Source organism: Chryseobacterium taeanense (assembly GCF_900099685.1).
GTDB classification, from domain to species: Bacteria; Bacteroidota; Bacteroidia; order Flavobacteriales; family Weeksellaceae; genus Chryseobacterium; species Chryseobacterium taeanense.
The window spans coordinates 145,886-162,848 of record NZ_FNDW01000006.1; the positions used below are offsets into that span (position 1 = coordinate 145,886).

Below are 16,963 nucleotides of genomic sequence, written 5' to 3' on the forward strand. Positions count from 1 at the left end.
ATTTATGGATTGATTTTATAGCTGGAGATTTTCCATTCCCCATTTACATTTTTTAAACCAAAAGTCACTTTCAATGAAGTTGTTCTTCCGCTTTTGTCCGTAACATCGTAAGTCGCATTTACACTGGCAACATTGGCATTGGCAAGATTCGTGGAAATATTTTTAACGCTCACATTTTTCACCGACCCGAATCCTGAAGTAGGATTTGCGAACGATTCGTAACTTCCCCAGCTTGGGTTGCTTGAAGAGTTATATGCTGCTTTAAGATTTTGAGAACTTACATTATTTAAAAATCCTGATACAACAGTTTTAGGATCTGCTGCCGTTTGTTTTGGTGCTGTAGGGCTATTGCTCGCATTGGGATCCATTGGGTCTGCTACTCCTGGATTATTCGGATCTATAACTGCTGGATCCTGATTAACAGCTGTAGAATCCACCACCGGTGGTGCAGGCATTTTCAATAACAAAGGATTTACATCTAACCCGATTTTCGTCATTTTAAATGTTTTTGCCGTTGTTTTTACAGATACGGTGATATCAATTTTATTATCAACTACTTTTTCGGCAGGAAGAGATGAGAATTTTAAATTAAAACCTCTAAAATTGTTATCCCGCATCAGATTTTTGGCGGTAGAAAGTTTTACACCATTACTGAAAACTTCAAGCGTAGCTTCCAGCCCAGCACCTGTAAACGAAACAGGTTTTCCTGTATTGTCAACAAGTCGAGGAACAATCTGTATAGCAGTGGGAGCGCCTGTTCCATCATCTCCTGTCGGAGTGGTGTTTATGCTTAATGAGTTTGCTTTAACGTCGTTTGGATCACTTTCTTTTGCTTTGTCATCCCCGAAAATATTCATTTCTCCTAAAGAAGGAGGCGCAGTACTGGCCCAGTCTATGCCATTTTTTTGTGCTACTTCATCGGCCATTGCCATGATTTCAGGAACTTTTTTTCCATTAATCAGCTGTCCGAGGGCTTTTAATTCTGCTACATCTCCGTCTGCCTCTACTCCGAAAGTTTTTAATATGTACAGTGCTTCATTAAATTTTATCTGCTTAATGGTTGACAGACTAGCCGCCATATCATTAATACTCGACTGTAGCGTTTTAGTATTTGTAGCATCTACATGATCTTTCTTACATGCCGTGAAAAGCAATAAGCTGAAAATTAGTAGAAAAGACAACTTTTTCATTTTTTTTCTGTTTGCCACAAATTTAGTAAAACGTTTATTAATTGAGGATTTTTATTTTATATTTTGTTTTTCTTTTAAATCGTCTTTGAAAAACGAGCTGAAAACTTTTTGCATATTTGGAAAAGTTTCTTCATCCCAATATCTTATGGTGTAATTACTTTGTCTTTTATTATACTTTACTTCAGCAATGTCTTTTTCGTTGCTGAAATCAAGTTCTGTCGGATAAAAATTTTTGTAGATGATGATCTGATTATAATCTGGTTCACTTTTGTGTTTTAATTTTAAGAACTCAATGGAATTATATTTGTTGAAATCACGAAGCGTTTTTTTTGAATTTTTTTCAAATGAGAAATTAACGATTCCGCGAATATCGAAAAGCCTATAGCCCAAAATAGCCATTTCTTTTTCCTGAAGATCTTCTCCTGTAATTTCTACTTCGTCTTTTGAAGGTGTTTTCAGTTCTTTTATTTTCAGTTCTCCATTATTGTATTTTTCTAGGTTTCCGGCGTATTTTAATTTTGGTAAATCTAAAAACATACTGTAGTCCCAGGCTCCGGTTTGCTTTTTCTCAAAAGTTGCATTTTCGAGACTGAATATACGATACTGTTGTACCTTTATATCTTTTACTTTTTTAGTTTTATTATCAAAAACATAGGTCACTATTCCGTCTACGTAAGAGTTTAGCAAATTATTTACGGTGACATAAGCATTAAAATTCCCTTTTATTAAAAGGTATTTTGCCGGTTTATTGTTTTTGATAACGACAGGTTCAATGTCGTTTATTTTATCATCAAGCTTTACAATATCTTTATTTATTTCCGAAAAAGAGAGCTGTGCCAAAACAACATTGTCGTAAACCAACTGAAATCTTTCCTGATCGGATTTTAAGGATTGTTTTTCAATTTTACCATCAATATCCGAAAATGCCAGAATGCTTCCATCTTTCCCAAATACCGAAACCTTAGGTAATGGCTTATTTGTTTTTTCTGAAATAAAAGTAATGGTTTGTGCAGTGAATAGATTTAATACGAATGTCAGAAATAATAATAGGAGACTTTTTTTCATGATTATTTTATTAAAATGATTTAAATGAATTTTGCTTAATTATATGACAACGAAAATTTAAAAAGGTTGCATTGAATTTTAAATTTTTCAAATTAATGCAAAAAAAAGACTGATCGTACAATCAGTCTTTTTCGTTTTATCTTGTTATAAATTCCTTAGAAAGGATATTCATAAATTTCAGATTCGTGCAAGTAAGGGTTTCCTGTAGGGATAAGTTTAAGTTTTGATAATGCTGAAAGCACTGTAAACATAAATAATCCAACTACAAACAGAAGAGCTCCTAAGATCAGAATGAATACTTCAGGGGTTTTCCAGTATGGTCCTACTGTTCCCGGCATTACCATATTGAAGTAATCTAAAATGTGACCACAGATAACCACTACTGCCATTGTTGTAACCACTTTGTAGTTTCTCTTGATGCTGCTGCTTACCAATACCAGTAACGGTAATAAGAAGTTTACGATCAGCATCGGTAAGAAAGTAGGAGAGTAGTGCTGGAATCTTCCGAAGAAATAATTAACCTCTTCCGGAATGTTCGCATACCAGTAAAGCATGAACTGTGCAAACCATGTGTATGTCCAAAGCATACTTGTAGCGAAAAGGAATACTCCTAAATCATGCAGGTGATTATCATTGAATTGCGGAAGGAATCCGTTTTTCTTTAAATAAACACTTAAAAGAATGATTACTGCAATACCACTTGAAAGGCAGCTTACCATAGAATACCAGATATACATCGTAGAATACCAGTGAGGGTCGATAGACATCAACCAGTCCCAAGCCCAGGCCGCAGAAGCAAATCCGAAGAATGCGATATATCCTACTGCCCATCTGTAAAGCATCTGATAGTCCACTTTAGATTTAGTTTCGTCAACTTTTTTAGACTGAGCTTTCAGTTTCCATGCGAAGAAAGAAGCACCTAATACATAGATGAAAGTTCTTACGGCATAGAAAGGTATGTTTAAGAAGATTCTTTTTTCAAATAAGATTACATCAAAATGAGCAGAATCAGGGTCTGTCAATTCAGGATCCATCCAGTGGAAAAGGTGACCTTGATGAGTAATGTTTAAAAGCATTAAGATAATCAAAATAGCACCACCATATGGAATATAAGAAGCGATTGCTTCCATTACTCTTGTAATAATGATTGGCCATCCTGCGTGTGCAGCGTGCTGAATAGAATAGAAAAATAATACGCAGCAGCTTACTCCGAAGAAAAATACAGCGATAAAATGTATTGCCGCTAAGGGCTGATTGTGTACCTGAAGAGTAGCATGCTCTAAATGAGCAGCATGATCCTGAGGACCAACCATTTCACTGGAATGTGTAGGAGCAGTATGACCAGAAGCGTGAACAGCTTCCATCATTTGTTCTATTTTCTCAGTAGAAATCCCTTTGTTCAAGAAAAAACCGATACCAAACAGAACTAAACCTACAACAAGAAGGATTATAGAAGTTGATTTTAATTTTGGTGAAAAACTATACATTTCTTTTCTTATTTTTTAGTTTCGGTAGTTTTTGTTTCAGTCGCTGCTGGTTCGGCAGCCGTAGCTGTAGCTGTCGCCGGTGCTGCTGCTCCTTTTTTGAAGGCATTCATCACATACATGGCAACTCTCCATCTGTCTCCTGCGTTCAGTTGTCCCGCATAAGATCCCATTGCATTTCTACCGTTTGTTATTACATAATGAACAGATCCTACAGTAATTTCTCTATCGGCATAGTTTGGTACACCAGAGAAAGCGCCTGACTGAACGATCGGTCCTTGTCCATCTCCTCCTGTGCCATGACATGCAGAACAAGTATGGTCAAACAATATTTTACCTCTTTCAATATCTTTTGCAGCATTAGCCGGATTTAAAGGAGAAGTAGTCATACTTTTGGAAGCATCATAACCAGCGTTATACTGATCCGGTGTTTTCGGAAGTAATCCTTCTTCAAAAACGCCGTCTTTATTTTGAGGAACTGATCCTTCTACCGGTGCAAGACCTGTTGCTCCGTTATTTTTTACGAAAGCAGGAATTTCATTTTCATGATCTGAATAAGCATCCTGTGCTTTCATCAATGGATCGTACGCTACCGGAAAGTACATATCAGGGAAATATACCAACGGTACGTTTTCTTTTGGTCCGCAAGAGTTAAGTAAAACTGTTGTTAAACCTAAAACTGCTGTAATTTTTAGTACATTCTTTTTCATTTTAAGCATCTTTAACAGTTATTTCTTCAACTCCAGTTTCAATGAGTAACTGTTTTACAGATTCTACATCTTCAGTTACAAATTCCATCATGAATTTATCATCCGTTGTTCTCGGATCCGGGTTTTGTGCCGGCGCTCCGGGATACATTTTATTTCTTACCAAGAAAGTTAATGACATCATGTGAGCTGCACAGAATACCATAAGCTCAAACATTGGTACTACGAATGCCGGCATATTGTGCGCCCAGTCAAAAGCTGGTTTACCACCAATATTTTGGGGCCAGTCGTGGTTCATAACATACCAGGTTAATGTAGCACCTATCGTGACACCGTAAAGTGCGTAAAGAAATGCGGCATCAGAAATTCTTGTTTTCTTTAACCCTAAAGCTTTGTCTAGCCCGTGAACCGGAAACGGAGTGTAAACTTCGTTGATTGCGATTCCTTTATCGTTGAATGCTTTAACGCCGTTCATTAAATCGTCGTCGTCAGCATAAAGTCCGTATACAATTTTAGTGGTGCTCATCTCCTTCTTTTGCTTTATAAGTTTCACCTGAGATTTTCAAAATCGATTTTAATTCAGCCTGTGCAATTACAGGGAATGTTCTTGCGTATAATAAGAATAGTACAGAGAAGAATCCGATTGTTCCTAAATATACACCCACATCAATAATCGTTGGCTTAAACATCGTCCAAGATCCAGGTAAGTAGTCTCTTGAAAGGTTAATAACGATGATGTCAAAACGCTCAAACCACATACCGATATTGATGATTAATGCAATGATAAATGTTGCAATAATATTTGTTCTTACTTTCTTGAACCAGAATAGCGCAGGAATAATTAAGTTACAAGAAATTAATGCCCAGAACGCCCACCAGTAAGGTCCTACCGCAGCACCTGGAGAAAGATAAGTGAAATCTTCAAATCTTGAACCTGAGTACCATCCGATGAAGTATTCTGTTGCGTAAGCTACTGTTACCATACCACCTGTTAAGATAATTACGATGTTCATAATTTCAATATGATACATAGTGATATAATCTTCAAGGTGACAAACTTTTCTTGCAACAAGTAATAGAGTCTGTACCATTGCGAATCCTGAGAAGATCGCACCGGCAACGAAGTAAGGAGGATATATCGTAGAGTGCCATCCTTTAATTACCGAAGTGGCGAAGTCAAAAGATACGGTGGTGTGTACTGAGAATACAAGCGGTGTTGCTAACCCTGCAAGAACCAAAGAAAGTTCTTCGAATCTTTGCCAGTGTTTTGCTTTACCACCCCAACCGAATGCAAGGAATGTATAAATCTTTTTAGTCCAAGGTGTTTTAGCTCTGTCTCTGATCATTGCAAAGTCAGGAATTAGTCCCATGAACCAGAATACTGTAGATACTGAGAAATACGTAGAGATTGCAAATACGTCCCAAAGTAGAGGAGAGTTGAAGTTCCCCCAAAGAGAACCGAACTGGTTTGGTAAAGGGAATACCCAATATCCTACCCAAACTCTACCCATGTGAATTACCGGGAAGATTGCTGCCTGTACTACCGCGAAGATCGTCATCGCTTCCGCAGATCTGTTTACAGACATTCTCCATCTTTGTCTAAATAATAATAATACTGCGGAGATAAGTGTTCCGGCGTGACCGATACCTACCCACCATACGAAGTTGGTGATATCCCAACCCCAGTTAATAGTTCTGTTAAGTCCCCATGCTCCAATACCTGTTCCGATAGTATAAGCGATACATCCGAATCCATAGATGAATAGAACTAAGGCTGCATACAATGAGATCCACCATAATTTGCCTGCTCTTTCTTCGATAGGTCGTGCAATATCTTCTGTGATATCGTGATAAGTTTTGTGACCAATAATTAGAGGTTCCCTTATCGGAGCTTCGTAATGTCCTGACATTTTTTACCTATTTATTATTTAAACTTTATTTTTCTACTCTGTTTCTTACTTTAGTGTGATAGAACACATTTGGCTTGGTTCCGATCTCTTCAAGTAAATAATATCTTCTGTCGCCAGCGTATAATTTTCTAACTTCAGATGCTTTATCATTCATGTCTCCGAACTGGATAGATCCTGTAGTACAAGCTTTAGAACATGCTGTCTGGAATTCTCCGTCTTTCACTACTCTGTTCTCTTTTTTAGCTTCAAGAATAGTCGTCTGAGTCATTTGGATACATAATGAACATTTCTCCATTACCCCTCTTGTTCTTACAACAACGTCCGGGTTTAGAACCATTCTTCCAAGATCGTTGTTCATATTGAAGTCGAACTTGTCATTAAGGTTATAGGTAAACCAGTTGAAACGTCTTACTTTGTACGGACAGTTGTTTGCACAATATCTTGTACCGATACATCTGTTGTAAGCCATATGGTTCTGACCTTGCTTACCGTGTGAAGTTGCCGCTACCGGACAAACTGTTTCACATGGAGCATGGTTACAATGCTGACACATTACAGGCTGGAAGATTACATCCGGATTGTCAGCAGGGTGGTTCAATGCACCTCCGTCACCGAATGCAGTACCATATAATTCAGGAACTGCCATTCCTTCTTTTAATCCTTCATATACTTCTACTTTCTGTCTTGAAGAATAATAACGGTCAATTCTTAACCAATACATATCTCTTGACATTCTAATCTCTTCCTTACCTACAACCGGAACGTTATTTTCTGCCTGGCAGGCAATGATACAAGATCCGCAACCTGTACATGAGTTAAGATCGATAGACATATTGAAGTGAGGTCCGTCTGTATCATCGAAAGCATCCCAAAGGTCAATCTTTCTTGCAGGAAGAGCTCCGCTGATTGTATGATATTCCAAAGGTTTATTCCATCCTTTATGTTCATCATCAAATGCTACGTTTAAGAATTCTGCTAAAGGAACTTCCTTAGCGATTTCGTAACGTCCCATTAATGTATTCTGAAGCTGTATACCTGCAAATTCGTGATCTTCACCTGTTTTTTCTAATTTAACATTAGAAACGGCAAGGTTTGAACCATCAAATAAAGGATAAGCATTTACCCCGGTATCAGCCGTAGCTCCTGAGTTTTTCTTACCATATCCTAGTGCAAGACCAACAGATCCTTCTGCCTGACCCGGCTGGATGAATACAGGAACATCTTTTATGGTAACTCCGTTTACCGTAAGGTTTACGATAGAACCGTCCAACTGCATTCTTGCATTAAGATCATTTTCAATGCCTAATCTTTCTGCATCTTTAGGAGAAATTGTTAAGTAGTTATCCCAAGACATTCTTGTAATAGGATCCGGTAATTCCTGTAGCCAAGGGTTGTTAGCTTGGGTACCATCACCCATTGCTGTTTTAGTATATAATACCAATTCTAAATCAGAAGCTTTGAAGTTTCCTAATTCAGCAACAGCTTGAGCCGCATTTCCACCGGCATACGATAATGTTGTCGCGTTAGTGGAAGTATTAAACCCATTATATAAAGCTTTGTTGAAAGAAGTTCCTCCTAAAATGGAAGAAGCATTTGCTTTCAAATAATCATAGTAGTTGTTAGCAGCGTTGTTCTTTCCGTTTTTCCAAACCAATAAAGACTCTTCGATCTGTCTTGATTTGTAAATTTTCTGGATCGTTGGCTGCATTAATGAATATACACCTGTCTGTGGTTCGATGTCTCCCCAAGATTCAAGCCAGTTGGCTACAGGAATTACAGCTTTCGCTGCTTTGTACATTTCGTTTTTCTTATCAGCAACAGCAATTACGTAAGGAACTTTTGCTAAAGATTTTTTGAAATCTTCTCCTTTGTGATAAGAGTAAATAGGATCTACGTTGTTGGCGATCAATACTCCAACCTGACCTGCATTTACCCATCCAAGGAATTCCTCGAATCTTGCTTTGTCAAACTCTTTTAAGAGATTCGCTTTACCTGTGAAAGCTGTAGAACCAAGTTTCTGGTTGATAAGGTGAGCTAAAACCTGAGCGCCTTTAGAACCGTCAGCAAAAACTACCGCTTTGCTTCCTTTTGCCTGTAATTCTTTAGCGATTTCGGAAGCTGTTTTGTCAGAAGTTCCTCCGCCAACGATAGCATTGTAAACTTCAACCAAAGTTTTGTTTACCTGGCTAGGCTTTAATCTGTATCTTGAATCTGCATTAGCACCAGTCAATGACATGTTTGATTCCACCTGGATGTGTCTCAACATATTTGCTCCCGGTTTTCTTGCAGCAGCATAAGAAGATTCTAATCCTCCTCCGTTGTAATCTCCCAGGAAATCTGCCTGGAATGAAACCAGCAATTCAGTTCCTCTAAGATCATAAACAGGTAATGCTCTTGTTCCGAAAACTTCCTGAGCTGCGTCTAATGCTGCAGCATATGGATAAGCATCGTATGTTACTAATTCTGCTGTAGGATATTTAGCCTTAAAATCAGCGAATAGTTTTTTGAAAGTAGGGGAAGCGAAAGAATGTGATAATAACACGATTCTTTTACCAGCTGCGTTAGCTTCTTCCAGACCTTTAATAATGTAGCTGTCTACTTTATCAAAAGTTTCATCTTTACCTTCAAATTTAGGCTGCTTTACTTTATCGTTATCATAAAGAGAAAGTACACTTGCCTGTGCTCTTGCACTTGTTTTTCCTAAATCACCGGCTATCGGATTAGGTTCGATCTTGATTGGTCTTCCTTCTCTTGTTTTTACTAAAACACTCGCAAAGTCAAAACCATCGAAATATGTTGAAGCGTAATAGTTTGGAATCCCCGGAATGATATCATGCGGTTTTACCACATAAGGAATCGTTTTGATTACCGGAGCTTCACATGCAGCTAAAGTTACCGCTGCAGTAGAGAATCCTAATAGTTTTAAGAAATCTCTTCTTGAAGTACTGGATCCGTTCTTTTCAGCATCTCCAAGGAAATCTTCTACCGGAATTTCTTCCTGGAACTCTTTCTGAGCCAGCTTATTGTTTAGAGCCGGATCTTTAAGTTCGTGAATACTTCTAAATTGTATTTTGTTTGAAGCCATTTATACTTCTAATTTTTAGTTATTAATAATGACATTTACCACACTCAAGACCTCCAATTGCATCTACAGTAATCTTACCACCATCTTTAGGGTATTGTTTTTTCAACTTGTCATGTAGATTTTTGAAGTATTCTTTATTATAACCGTTGTTCATATCAACTTCAGTAGTTCTGTGACATTCGATACACCATCCCATTGTGAAGTCATTCGCCATCTGAACCACATTCATTGTGTCGATTTTTCCGTGGCAAGCTTTACATACAACATCTATTTTGTTGTTAGGATTCTTTTTGTTGAAAGAATTGATGATCGCCTGCTCACCTGCTACAACGTGCTGAGAGTGGTTGAAGTAAACGAAATCAGGCATATTGTGGATTCTTGTCCATTCAACCGGCTGAGTTTTTCCTGTGTACTGTTGTTTTTCAGGATCCCAACCTGTTGCAGCATAGATTTTCTGGATTTCTCCGTCGTAGAATGCTTTGTCTTTTCCTGGTTCCATATAGTGTTCTGCATTGTATTCGGAAATTGTTCTGTGACAGTTCATACAAACGTTCATAGAAGGGATTTCAGATACTTTACCGTATTTGGCACTGGAGTGACAAAGCTGACAGTCGATTTTTTGTTCTCCAGCGTGAATTTTGTGAGAGAAATAGATAGGCTGTTCCGGCTTATATCCTTTGTAAACACCGATCCACATGATCCAGTTCCATACACCATATGCGGCTAATAATGCAAGAATTGCAATTAATCCTTTACCGATATAATGGTATTTTTCATAGATTTCGCTGAAAGATTTAACTCTTGTTTCGTTAAGCCCTGCCAAGTCTTCGGATTGCCCTAGTTTTACTAATTGTCTTAGTTTTAATAAGATCCAAACCAATAAACCTGCAATCGCTAAGAGTGAAATGATGACTACGTTTGTAGTGGTAGAACTTTGCGCTGTATTTGCAGGTACTGCATTTGCTGTGTCTTTAGCAGCATCGGTTTTTACAGGTTCCGGAGGATTAGTTGTGTAAGCTAAGATGTCATCAATATCCTTATCGGTAAGATTTGGAAAGACCTGCATCTCAGTCTTGTTGTACTTTTCAAAAATTTCATTGGCGTACTTGTCTCCCGAAGCTCTAAGAGCTTTGTTGTCCTTGATCCACTTGTGAAGCCAGTCTGTGTCTACACCACCTTCTGTTTTTACTCGTTCTACAACCCCTTTCAGAGGTGGTCCTACAACTTGTTTGTCTAGTGCGTGACATGCAGTACAATTCGCTTTGAAAAGTTTCTCACCATTCTTAGGATCGCCATCTTGCCCGTAAATTGAAGCACTGGTTGATAACAATAAGCCTATTGCGATCAACGTTTTTCTATAATGCTTTCTCCAACTAATCATTTAAATTATCTTATGTTAGTAAATATTGAACATTCAATCAATTCCGCAAAAATAATATATTTAACAGGAATTTAACGGTATATAGAAAGGGGAAAATATCATTTACGTTTAATTTGTACTCATTCTAAATAACTGTATTTGGTATAATTTTTTAATTTGTCTAAATTTGCGGAAACAAGTTTAAATGAAAAATTTGATTAAAATATTTTCGATAATGTTGCTGGCGGGTTTTTATACTGTTGATGCCCAACAAATTGTAAAAAAAGATACATTGGCAGGCACAGAACTCGTAATGACGATGGATTCTAAGGTAAATGCAGCACTCAAAAGCATTGAAGATAAGTGTGCAAGAACTGTAAATACGGCAGTTGCCAAGGAAGATGAAGAGGATTATGGTTCTTCAAAGCCCTCGAAAATCTATGTGCCAAGTCGAGAATTGACGAATGCAGAAATATGCAGAAAAAATCCTAGAATTCTAGGATACAAGATACAGATCACAGTCGTGAAAAGTAATGAAGAGGCTAATGAAGTGAAATCTTATTTCAGAAAAAGATTTCCTAATCTGAAAGTAGAAACAGATGCTTCTTTACGACCTAACTATAAAATTTTAGCGGGAAGCTATTTTACCAAGCAAAGTGCTTCTTCAGATCTTTCACGAGTGAGAGAATACTTCAAATCTGCGGTTCCTGTGCAGTACAGGATTTTCTGTGCGGAGGCAAAATAATAATTTTTTATCATAAAAAGTAAAAGCTGAGAATTATACTTTCTCAGCTTTTTTATTGATATTAAATCGTTTTTAGAATTTAATAATAAGTGTTTAAAAACGAAAAGAATTCGACCATTCTAAGATAATTGTTTATCACTAAATAAGCAAAAAGGATACAGAATATAACCATCAATCCAGATAGTGTTTTTGGAGAATTTTTATAAGAATTAAACAGCCATCCAATAAGTAAAGGATACACAAAAACAAAATGCCCTCCGTAAATAAAAGAAGTATGCAGCCCGAATCTCATCACGCAATGAATGATAATATCAAGCAGGAATGAAATGATAAGAATCTGCACGAGCTTGTTCCTGAAATTTCTGAAATAACTCAAAAAAACAAGTACTAATAAGGTGGCAATAAAAAGGTAAGGAATCCACGATGAATACACGTCCATTAGAAGACCTTTGTACTTGTATCCCTGCATATTATTTCTGTCAGTGACAATAAAATTGGAAAACAAAACATTTCCTCCAAAGAAATAAGAAAGAATCATATCCCAAATAGGTGTGCTGTTTACATTTGAAAACTTTTCATACTGTTCATTGGTTTTGCTAAAAATGTTGTCGTACTTGAAATGAATTCTATTGAGATACAGTATAATAAAACAAATGCACGTTAAAATTATTCTGAAAACTGCATTCCCGAATTTTTTCCAGCTTTTAAAAACATCTTTTTCAAAGGCAACGGGAACAAAAACTTTAGCGATGTTGGTAATCGTAAGCCCGCCGATGCCGATACCTGAAAATACCAGAGCCAGAGCCGGTATTTTTTGATCTTTTCTTAGTTTTAATGCTGAATAATAATTGAAAAGAGTGAGTAATAAAAACGTATAAGTGAAATTTTCAGGAGTGAAGGATAATAAAATTGTTGTCGAGAATGATCCCAGAAAAAGAATCAATAAAATACAAATGAACAATGGAAGCTGAATGATGTTTTTTAAATATTTAAACACCTGAACAATACTCATGCTCACTGCAATATTGCTGAACCAAGCCAATGCAAATCTGAAATTTCCGTCCATTTTTCCGTCTGAGAAAAGTAAGCCCAGTTGTCGAATACGCTTGAAAAAATAGTATGATAAAGGATGTCTTTCGAAGCTTCCGCCAGTCATAACGATTGATTTATTATCAAAACTAAAGTAAGCATCCCAAGGAATTCTGCTGTCGAAAATAATCTTGTAATGGATCGCAATGTAAGAACCAAGACAGCCGTAAACAACCAGAAAGAAAAGGAGGATAATAAACTCAATACCGGTTGAAGGAAAAACGAGTTTTAAAAACTCAATAAATTTTTTCTTGAATTTTGACACTTTTAATGTTTTTTGCAAAAGTAAATAAAAACCCATCAGTTTTGATGAGTTTTAAATTGATTTTACTAAGAACTACAAGAAAGCATTGAACATCCGGAAATATCATCATAATCAGAAGGTCTTTTTGCAGAGAATTCCGGATAAATTGTATGATACGGATTTTCAAGGGCATGGGTTAATTTTTCAAGCATTTCTGTTTTTCCCGCGTTAATTTCTTCAATACATTGATACAAAAGATAATTTCTTAAGATAAATTTAGGGTTTGTTTTATGCATAATTTCCAAAGATTTTTCTTTTGAAATAATGTTTTTTTCCAGTCTGAACTGATAATCTTTTATAAAATCTTCCAATCTGGAAATCTTTTCATCATTCAGAAAAGTATAAGAAACATTTTCAAACTGAAGCCTTAAATCTTTCTGATCGTCATATTTTTCAAGTTCATTAAAAAACAGTGTGTAATCTAACTGTAAATCCTGCATCAAGCTCTGCCAACGGGTGAAGAAATCTTCATCTCCGGACTGCAATTCATCAAAACCAAATTTTTTGCAGAGCATTTTATCATGAGATTCCCAGAAATAGCTTCCGTAATCATTCAATATATCTTCCAGAAATTTTTCATCTTTAATTAAAGGGTGCAGGGCATTGGCAAGTTGCCAGAGGTTCCATTGCGATATTTGAGCCTGTCTTCCGAAAGCGTATCTTCTTCCTGGCAGATCTGTAGTATTCGGAGTAAAATTCAGATTGTATTCATCCATCATTGAATAAGGGCCATAATCTATGGTAAGCCCAAGAACCGACATGTTATCTGTATTCATGACACCATGAACGAATCCTACGCGGTACCATTCCACCATGAGGTCTGCTGTTCTTCTGCATACACTTTCAAAAAAATCTTTATATTTCTGATTTCCTTCTGATTGAATTTCTTTAAAATAATTCTCAATAGTAAAATCTGTAAGTTCTTGCAGGGTTTTGTATTCCTGCTGGGCAGACATCAGTTCGAAATGTCCAAAACGTAAAAAGCTCTCCGCAGTTCTTATGATCACAGCGCCTTTTTCATACTGAGGATTTCCATTGTACATAATGTCTCTTACCACATCTTCTCCTGTAAAGGCAAGGCTTAAAGCCCGGGTCGTTGGAATTCCTAAATGAAACATCGCTTCACTCATCAGGTATTCGCGTAAAGAAGACCTTAAAACGGCTCTTCCGTCTGCGTGCCTTGAGTAAGGTGTTGCTCCGGCACCTTTCCACTGGACTTCATTTTTTTGTCCTGAACTGTTTGTTATTTCTCCGGCAAGAATTGCCCTGCCGTCCCCAAGCTGTCCTGCCCAATTACCAAACTGATGTCCGGCATAGACCGTTGAATAGGTTTTTATGTTTTCGGGTAAATTATTTCCCACTAAGAAATCGAGATCTTTTTCTTCAAATTTTCCCAGTCCTATTTCTTCTGAAAGTTTTTTATTAAAAGCAATAAGCTGCGGATGGTCAAAACCGACCGGATTTACTGTTGAAAATAAAACTTTCGGAGTATTTCTCTGCATGGTATTGCCCGAGAAATCCCCTGGAAATTTTTTTATAAAGGGTTGCTGTATGTTTTCAATATTCATATCTCAAAGGTATTAATTAAAAAAGAAAAGACCTTCCAAATCGTTGAAAGGTCTTGTATATTGATAAAAGAGAATTTATTTATTATTGAAGTCTACATCTTCGCTTTTATTGAGATTCTCATTTACATTTTCTTCTTTTTTACCAGAATTTTTCGGTTCAGAAGGTTCTGTAGGTTTGGGATTTTTAATCTCATCGATCGTTTGTAATGAGCCGTCGTCACCGTAACCTGATCCTAATCCTTTAAGGTTTGAGCAGCCATCTTTCCATTCGGAAGGCTTTACAAATTTATCAGAAGGCGAAACTCCCAGACTTTTATCTGCCCAGACTTTTTTCATGAAAATTGCCCAGATCGGAAGTGCCATTTTAGCTCCCTGCCCTTCACCAGTTCCGTAAAAGTGGGTTGCTCTGTCTTCCCAGCCAACCCATGCTCCGGTAGCCAGTTTCGGAACGATTCCCATAAACCAACCGTCTGAGTTGTTCTGAGTTGTACCGGTTTTACCCGCAATTTCTATATCTTTTGAAATACCTTTTCTTCCTAATTCTCCCGAAGCTGTACCATACTGCGCCACACCTTTCATCAATTCGATCATGGTGTAGGCATATAATGGGTTCATTACTTCTTTAGGTTCTACATTTACTTCTTTGATTACTCTACCATTCGCGTCTTCAATTCTCCAGATCATTTCCGGCTTGTTATAGTTACCATAGTTAGCAAAAGTACTGTAGGCACCTACCATTTCGTAGATTGTAATATCTGATGAACCTAACGCCATCGGAAGGCTTGTTGAAATATCTTCTGTTACCCCAAGATCTCTTGCGGTCTGAATCACACTTTGTGTGGTAGTCATCTCAGCGAGTCTTAATGCTACGGGGTTTTGAGAATGTGCTAATGCATCTTTCAGGGTAAGCATTCCGCCTCTTCCCGGAACATGGTAAGTTCCTTTATTAAAGCTTGCATTAGAAACGGTAGAGCATGGAGTCATTCCTAATTTCATAATGGCAGTTGCATATACAAAAGGTTTGAATGTAGATCCTACCTGTCTTTTCCCCTGCTTGATATGGTCATACTGGAAATGCTGCCAATCGATTCCCCCTACCCATGCTTTTATTTCTCCTGTTCCCGGAACCATCGACATTAAACCTGCCTGAGCGACTTTTTTATGCCATCTGATAGAATCCCATGGAGACATTTCCACTTCTTCTTCACCAGCCCATGTAAAGCGTGATGTTTTGATTGGTTTTTTAAACTCCATCATGATGGAATCTTCAGAAACTCCTGCGGCTTTCAGTTGTTTGTAACGGCCGGTTCTTTTCATGGCCTGAACCATCAGGTCGTTGATCTGCTTATCGTTAATATAATAAAAAGGCCAGTTTTTACGACCTCTCTGCTCGGCATCAAATCTTTTCTGAAGATCTGTTAAATGTTCTTTAATCGCCTCTTCTGCATATTTCTGCATTTTGGAATCAAGAGTGACGAATATTTTTAAGCCATCTTTGTAAAGATTAAGCTTTTTACCATTTTCTTTTTCGTAATCCTTAAGATAAGCATCAATTTCTTTCTTCAAATAAAACTTATAGTAAGCAGAATAATCGTCATTGATGTTTTTAATAGGATGATAATCTAAAGTAATAGGTGTTGCCTCTGCTTTGTCAAAGGTTGTCTGATCGATATATCCTGTCTTCAGCATCTGATCCAAAACGACATCTCTCCTTGCTTTTGCTCTTTCAGGATTTCTCATCGGATTGTTTTTCACAGGATTTTCAAGCATTGCTACAAACATAGCGGCTTCCGGCAGCGTAAGCTCAGATGTTTTCTTGTTGAAATAAATTCTTGATGCCATTTCAATACCGTTGGCATTATAAAGGAAATCAAACTTATTAAAATACAAGGTTACGATTTCTTCTTTTGTATATCTTTTTTCAAGACTTACCGCAACGACCCATTCTTTCAATTTCTGAAATGCTCTTTCGATTTTATTCTGAGAAGCACCATTCGTGAAAAGTAGTTTGGCGAGCTGTTGCGTAATCGTAGAACCACCGCCACGTCCCCCTCCATAAACTACAGCCCTGGCAACTGATTGTAAATCAATTCCAGAATGCTCTTTAAAACGCTCGTCTTCTTTTGCCTGCAGCGCATAAACCAAAAAAGGAGGAAGTTCTTTATATGTTATAGGCTGCGTCTTTTCTTTCTCAAATTTACCCAGCAGCACTCCGTCTGAAGAGTAGATTTGTGAGGCTACATAAATATCCGGATTTTCAAGCTCTTTTACATCCGGCATTTCCCCAAGGAAACCCTGAGAGACTGCGAAAAAAAGCCCTGAAATTCCTAAAACTACAGCAAAGAATCCGATCCAGATAAATTTTACCCACTTTTTCCAGCCGGTATTTTTCTTTTTAGGAGGAAGAGGGAATGTTTTCCCTTTATTTCCTGTATTTTGTTTGTTCACTTCCATTT

At 37.3% G+C, this 16,963-nt stretch carries 12 protein-coding genes; 1 reads left to right on the forward strand and 11 read right to left on the reverse strand.

All coding sequences use genetic code 11. The features are described 5' to 3' along the window. Positions 1–2: 2 nt before the first annotated feature. From BLR30_RS10305 to BLR30_RS10340, 8 genes are all read right to left on the reverse strand, one after another. Positions 3–1,190, reverse strand: a complete 1,188-nt coding sequence (locus BLR30_RS10305; protein ID WP_089857931.1) for a hypothetical protein — start codon at positions 1,188–1,190, stop codon at positions 3–5. Positions 1,191–1,241: 51 nt separating this feature from the next. Beyond that, entirely contained in the window at positions 1,242–2,255 is a 1,014-nt protein-coding gene (locus BLR30_RS10310; RefSeq protein ID WP_089857934.1) for a hypothetical protein, read from the reverse strand. Positions 2,256–2,410: 155 nt separating this feature from the next. After that, entirely contained in the window at positions 2,411–3,742 is a 1,332-nt protein-coding gene (locus tag BLR30_RS10315; RefSeq protein WP_089857937.1) for a quinol:cytochrome C oxidoreductase, read from the reverse strand. 8 nt (positions 3,743–3,750) lie between these two features. Beyond that, positions 3,751–4,458, reverse strand: a complete 708-nt coding sequence (locus tag BLR30_RS10320) for a c-type cytochrome (protein ID WP_089857940.1) — start codon at positions 4,456–4,458, stop codon at positions 3,751–3,753. Then, positions 4,451–4,972, reverse strand: a complete 522-nt coding sequence (locus BLR30_RS10325; RefSeq protein WP_089693017.1) for a DUF3341 domain-containing protein — start codon at positions 4,970–4,972, stop codon at positions 4,451–4,453. Before BLR30_RS10325 ends, BLR30_RS10320 begins: the two co-directional genes overlap by 8 nt. After that, positions 4,959–6,356: an NrfD/PsrC family molybdoenzyme membrane anchor subunit gene (gene nrfD, locus BLR30_RS10330; protein WP_089857943.1), complete on the reverse strand. Its 1,398-nt coding sequence runs from the start codon at positions 6,354–6,356 to the stop codon at positions 4,959–4,961. Before nrfD ends, BLR30_RS10325 begins: the two co-directional genes overlap by 14 nt. 25 nt (positions 6,357–6,381) lie before the next feature. Next, complete coding sequence (locus BLR30_RS10335) at positions 6,382–9,441, reverse strand: TAT-variant-translocated molybdopterin oxidoreductase (RefSeq protein WP_089857946.1); 3,060 nt, start codon at positions 9,439–9,441, stop codon at positions 6,382–6,384. A gap of 22 nt (positions 9,442–9,463) precedes the next feature. Beyond that, the gene (locus tag BLR30_RS10340) at positions 9,464–10,822 is read right to left on the reverse strand and encodes a c-type cytochrome (protein ID WP_089857949.1); all 1,359 of its coding nucleotides are present in this window, start codon (positions 10,820–10,822) and stop codon (positions 9,464–9,466) included. A gap of 184 nt (positions 10,823–11,006) precedes the next feature. Here BLR30_RS10340 and BLR30_RS10345 point away from each other — a divergent pair, with 184 nt between their 5' ends. Next, entirely contained in the window at positions 11,007–11,546 is a 540-nt protein-coding gene (locus tag BLR30_RS10345) for a sporulation protein (protein ID WP_089857952.1), read from the forward strand. 79 nt (positions 11,547–11,625) lie between these two features. Here the strand turns inward: BLR30_RS10345 and BLR30_RS10350 are convergent, their stop codons facing one another. The 3 genes from BLR30_RS10350 to BLR30_RS10360 form a co-directional block, all read right to left on the reverse strand. Next, positions 11,626–12,900 carry a DUF6080 domain-containing protein gene (locus tag BLR30_RS10350; RefSeq protein ID WP_228400753.1) on the reverse strand — a complete coding sequence of 425 codons (1,275 nt, stop codon included), beginning with the start codon at positions 12,898–12,900 and terminating at the stop codon, positions 11,626–11,628. A 65-nt stretch (positions 12,901–12,965) separates the two neighbouring features. Further along, a complete protein-coding gene (locus tag BLR30_RS10355; protein WP_089857955.1) occupies positions 12,966–14,507 on the reverse strand; it encodes a protein adenylyltransferase SelO in 1,542 nt (513 codons plus the stop codon). A 75-nt stretch (positions 14,508–14,582) separates the two neighbouring features. Beyond that, positions 14,583–16,961: a penicillin-binding protein 1A gene (locus tag BLR30_RS10360; RefSeq protein WP_089857958.1), complete on the reverse strand. Its 2,379-nt coding sequence runs from the start codon at positions 16,959–16,961 to the stop codon at positions 14,583–14,585. Positions 16,962–16,963: the final 2 nt, after the last annotated feature.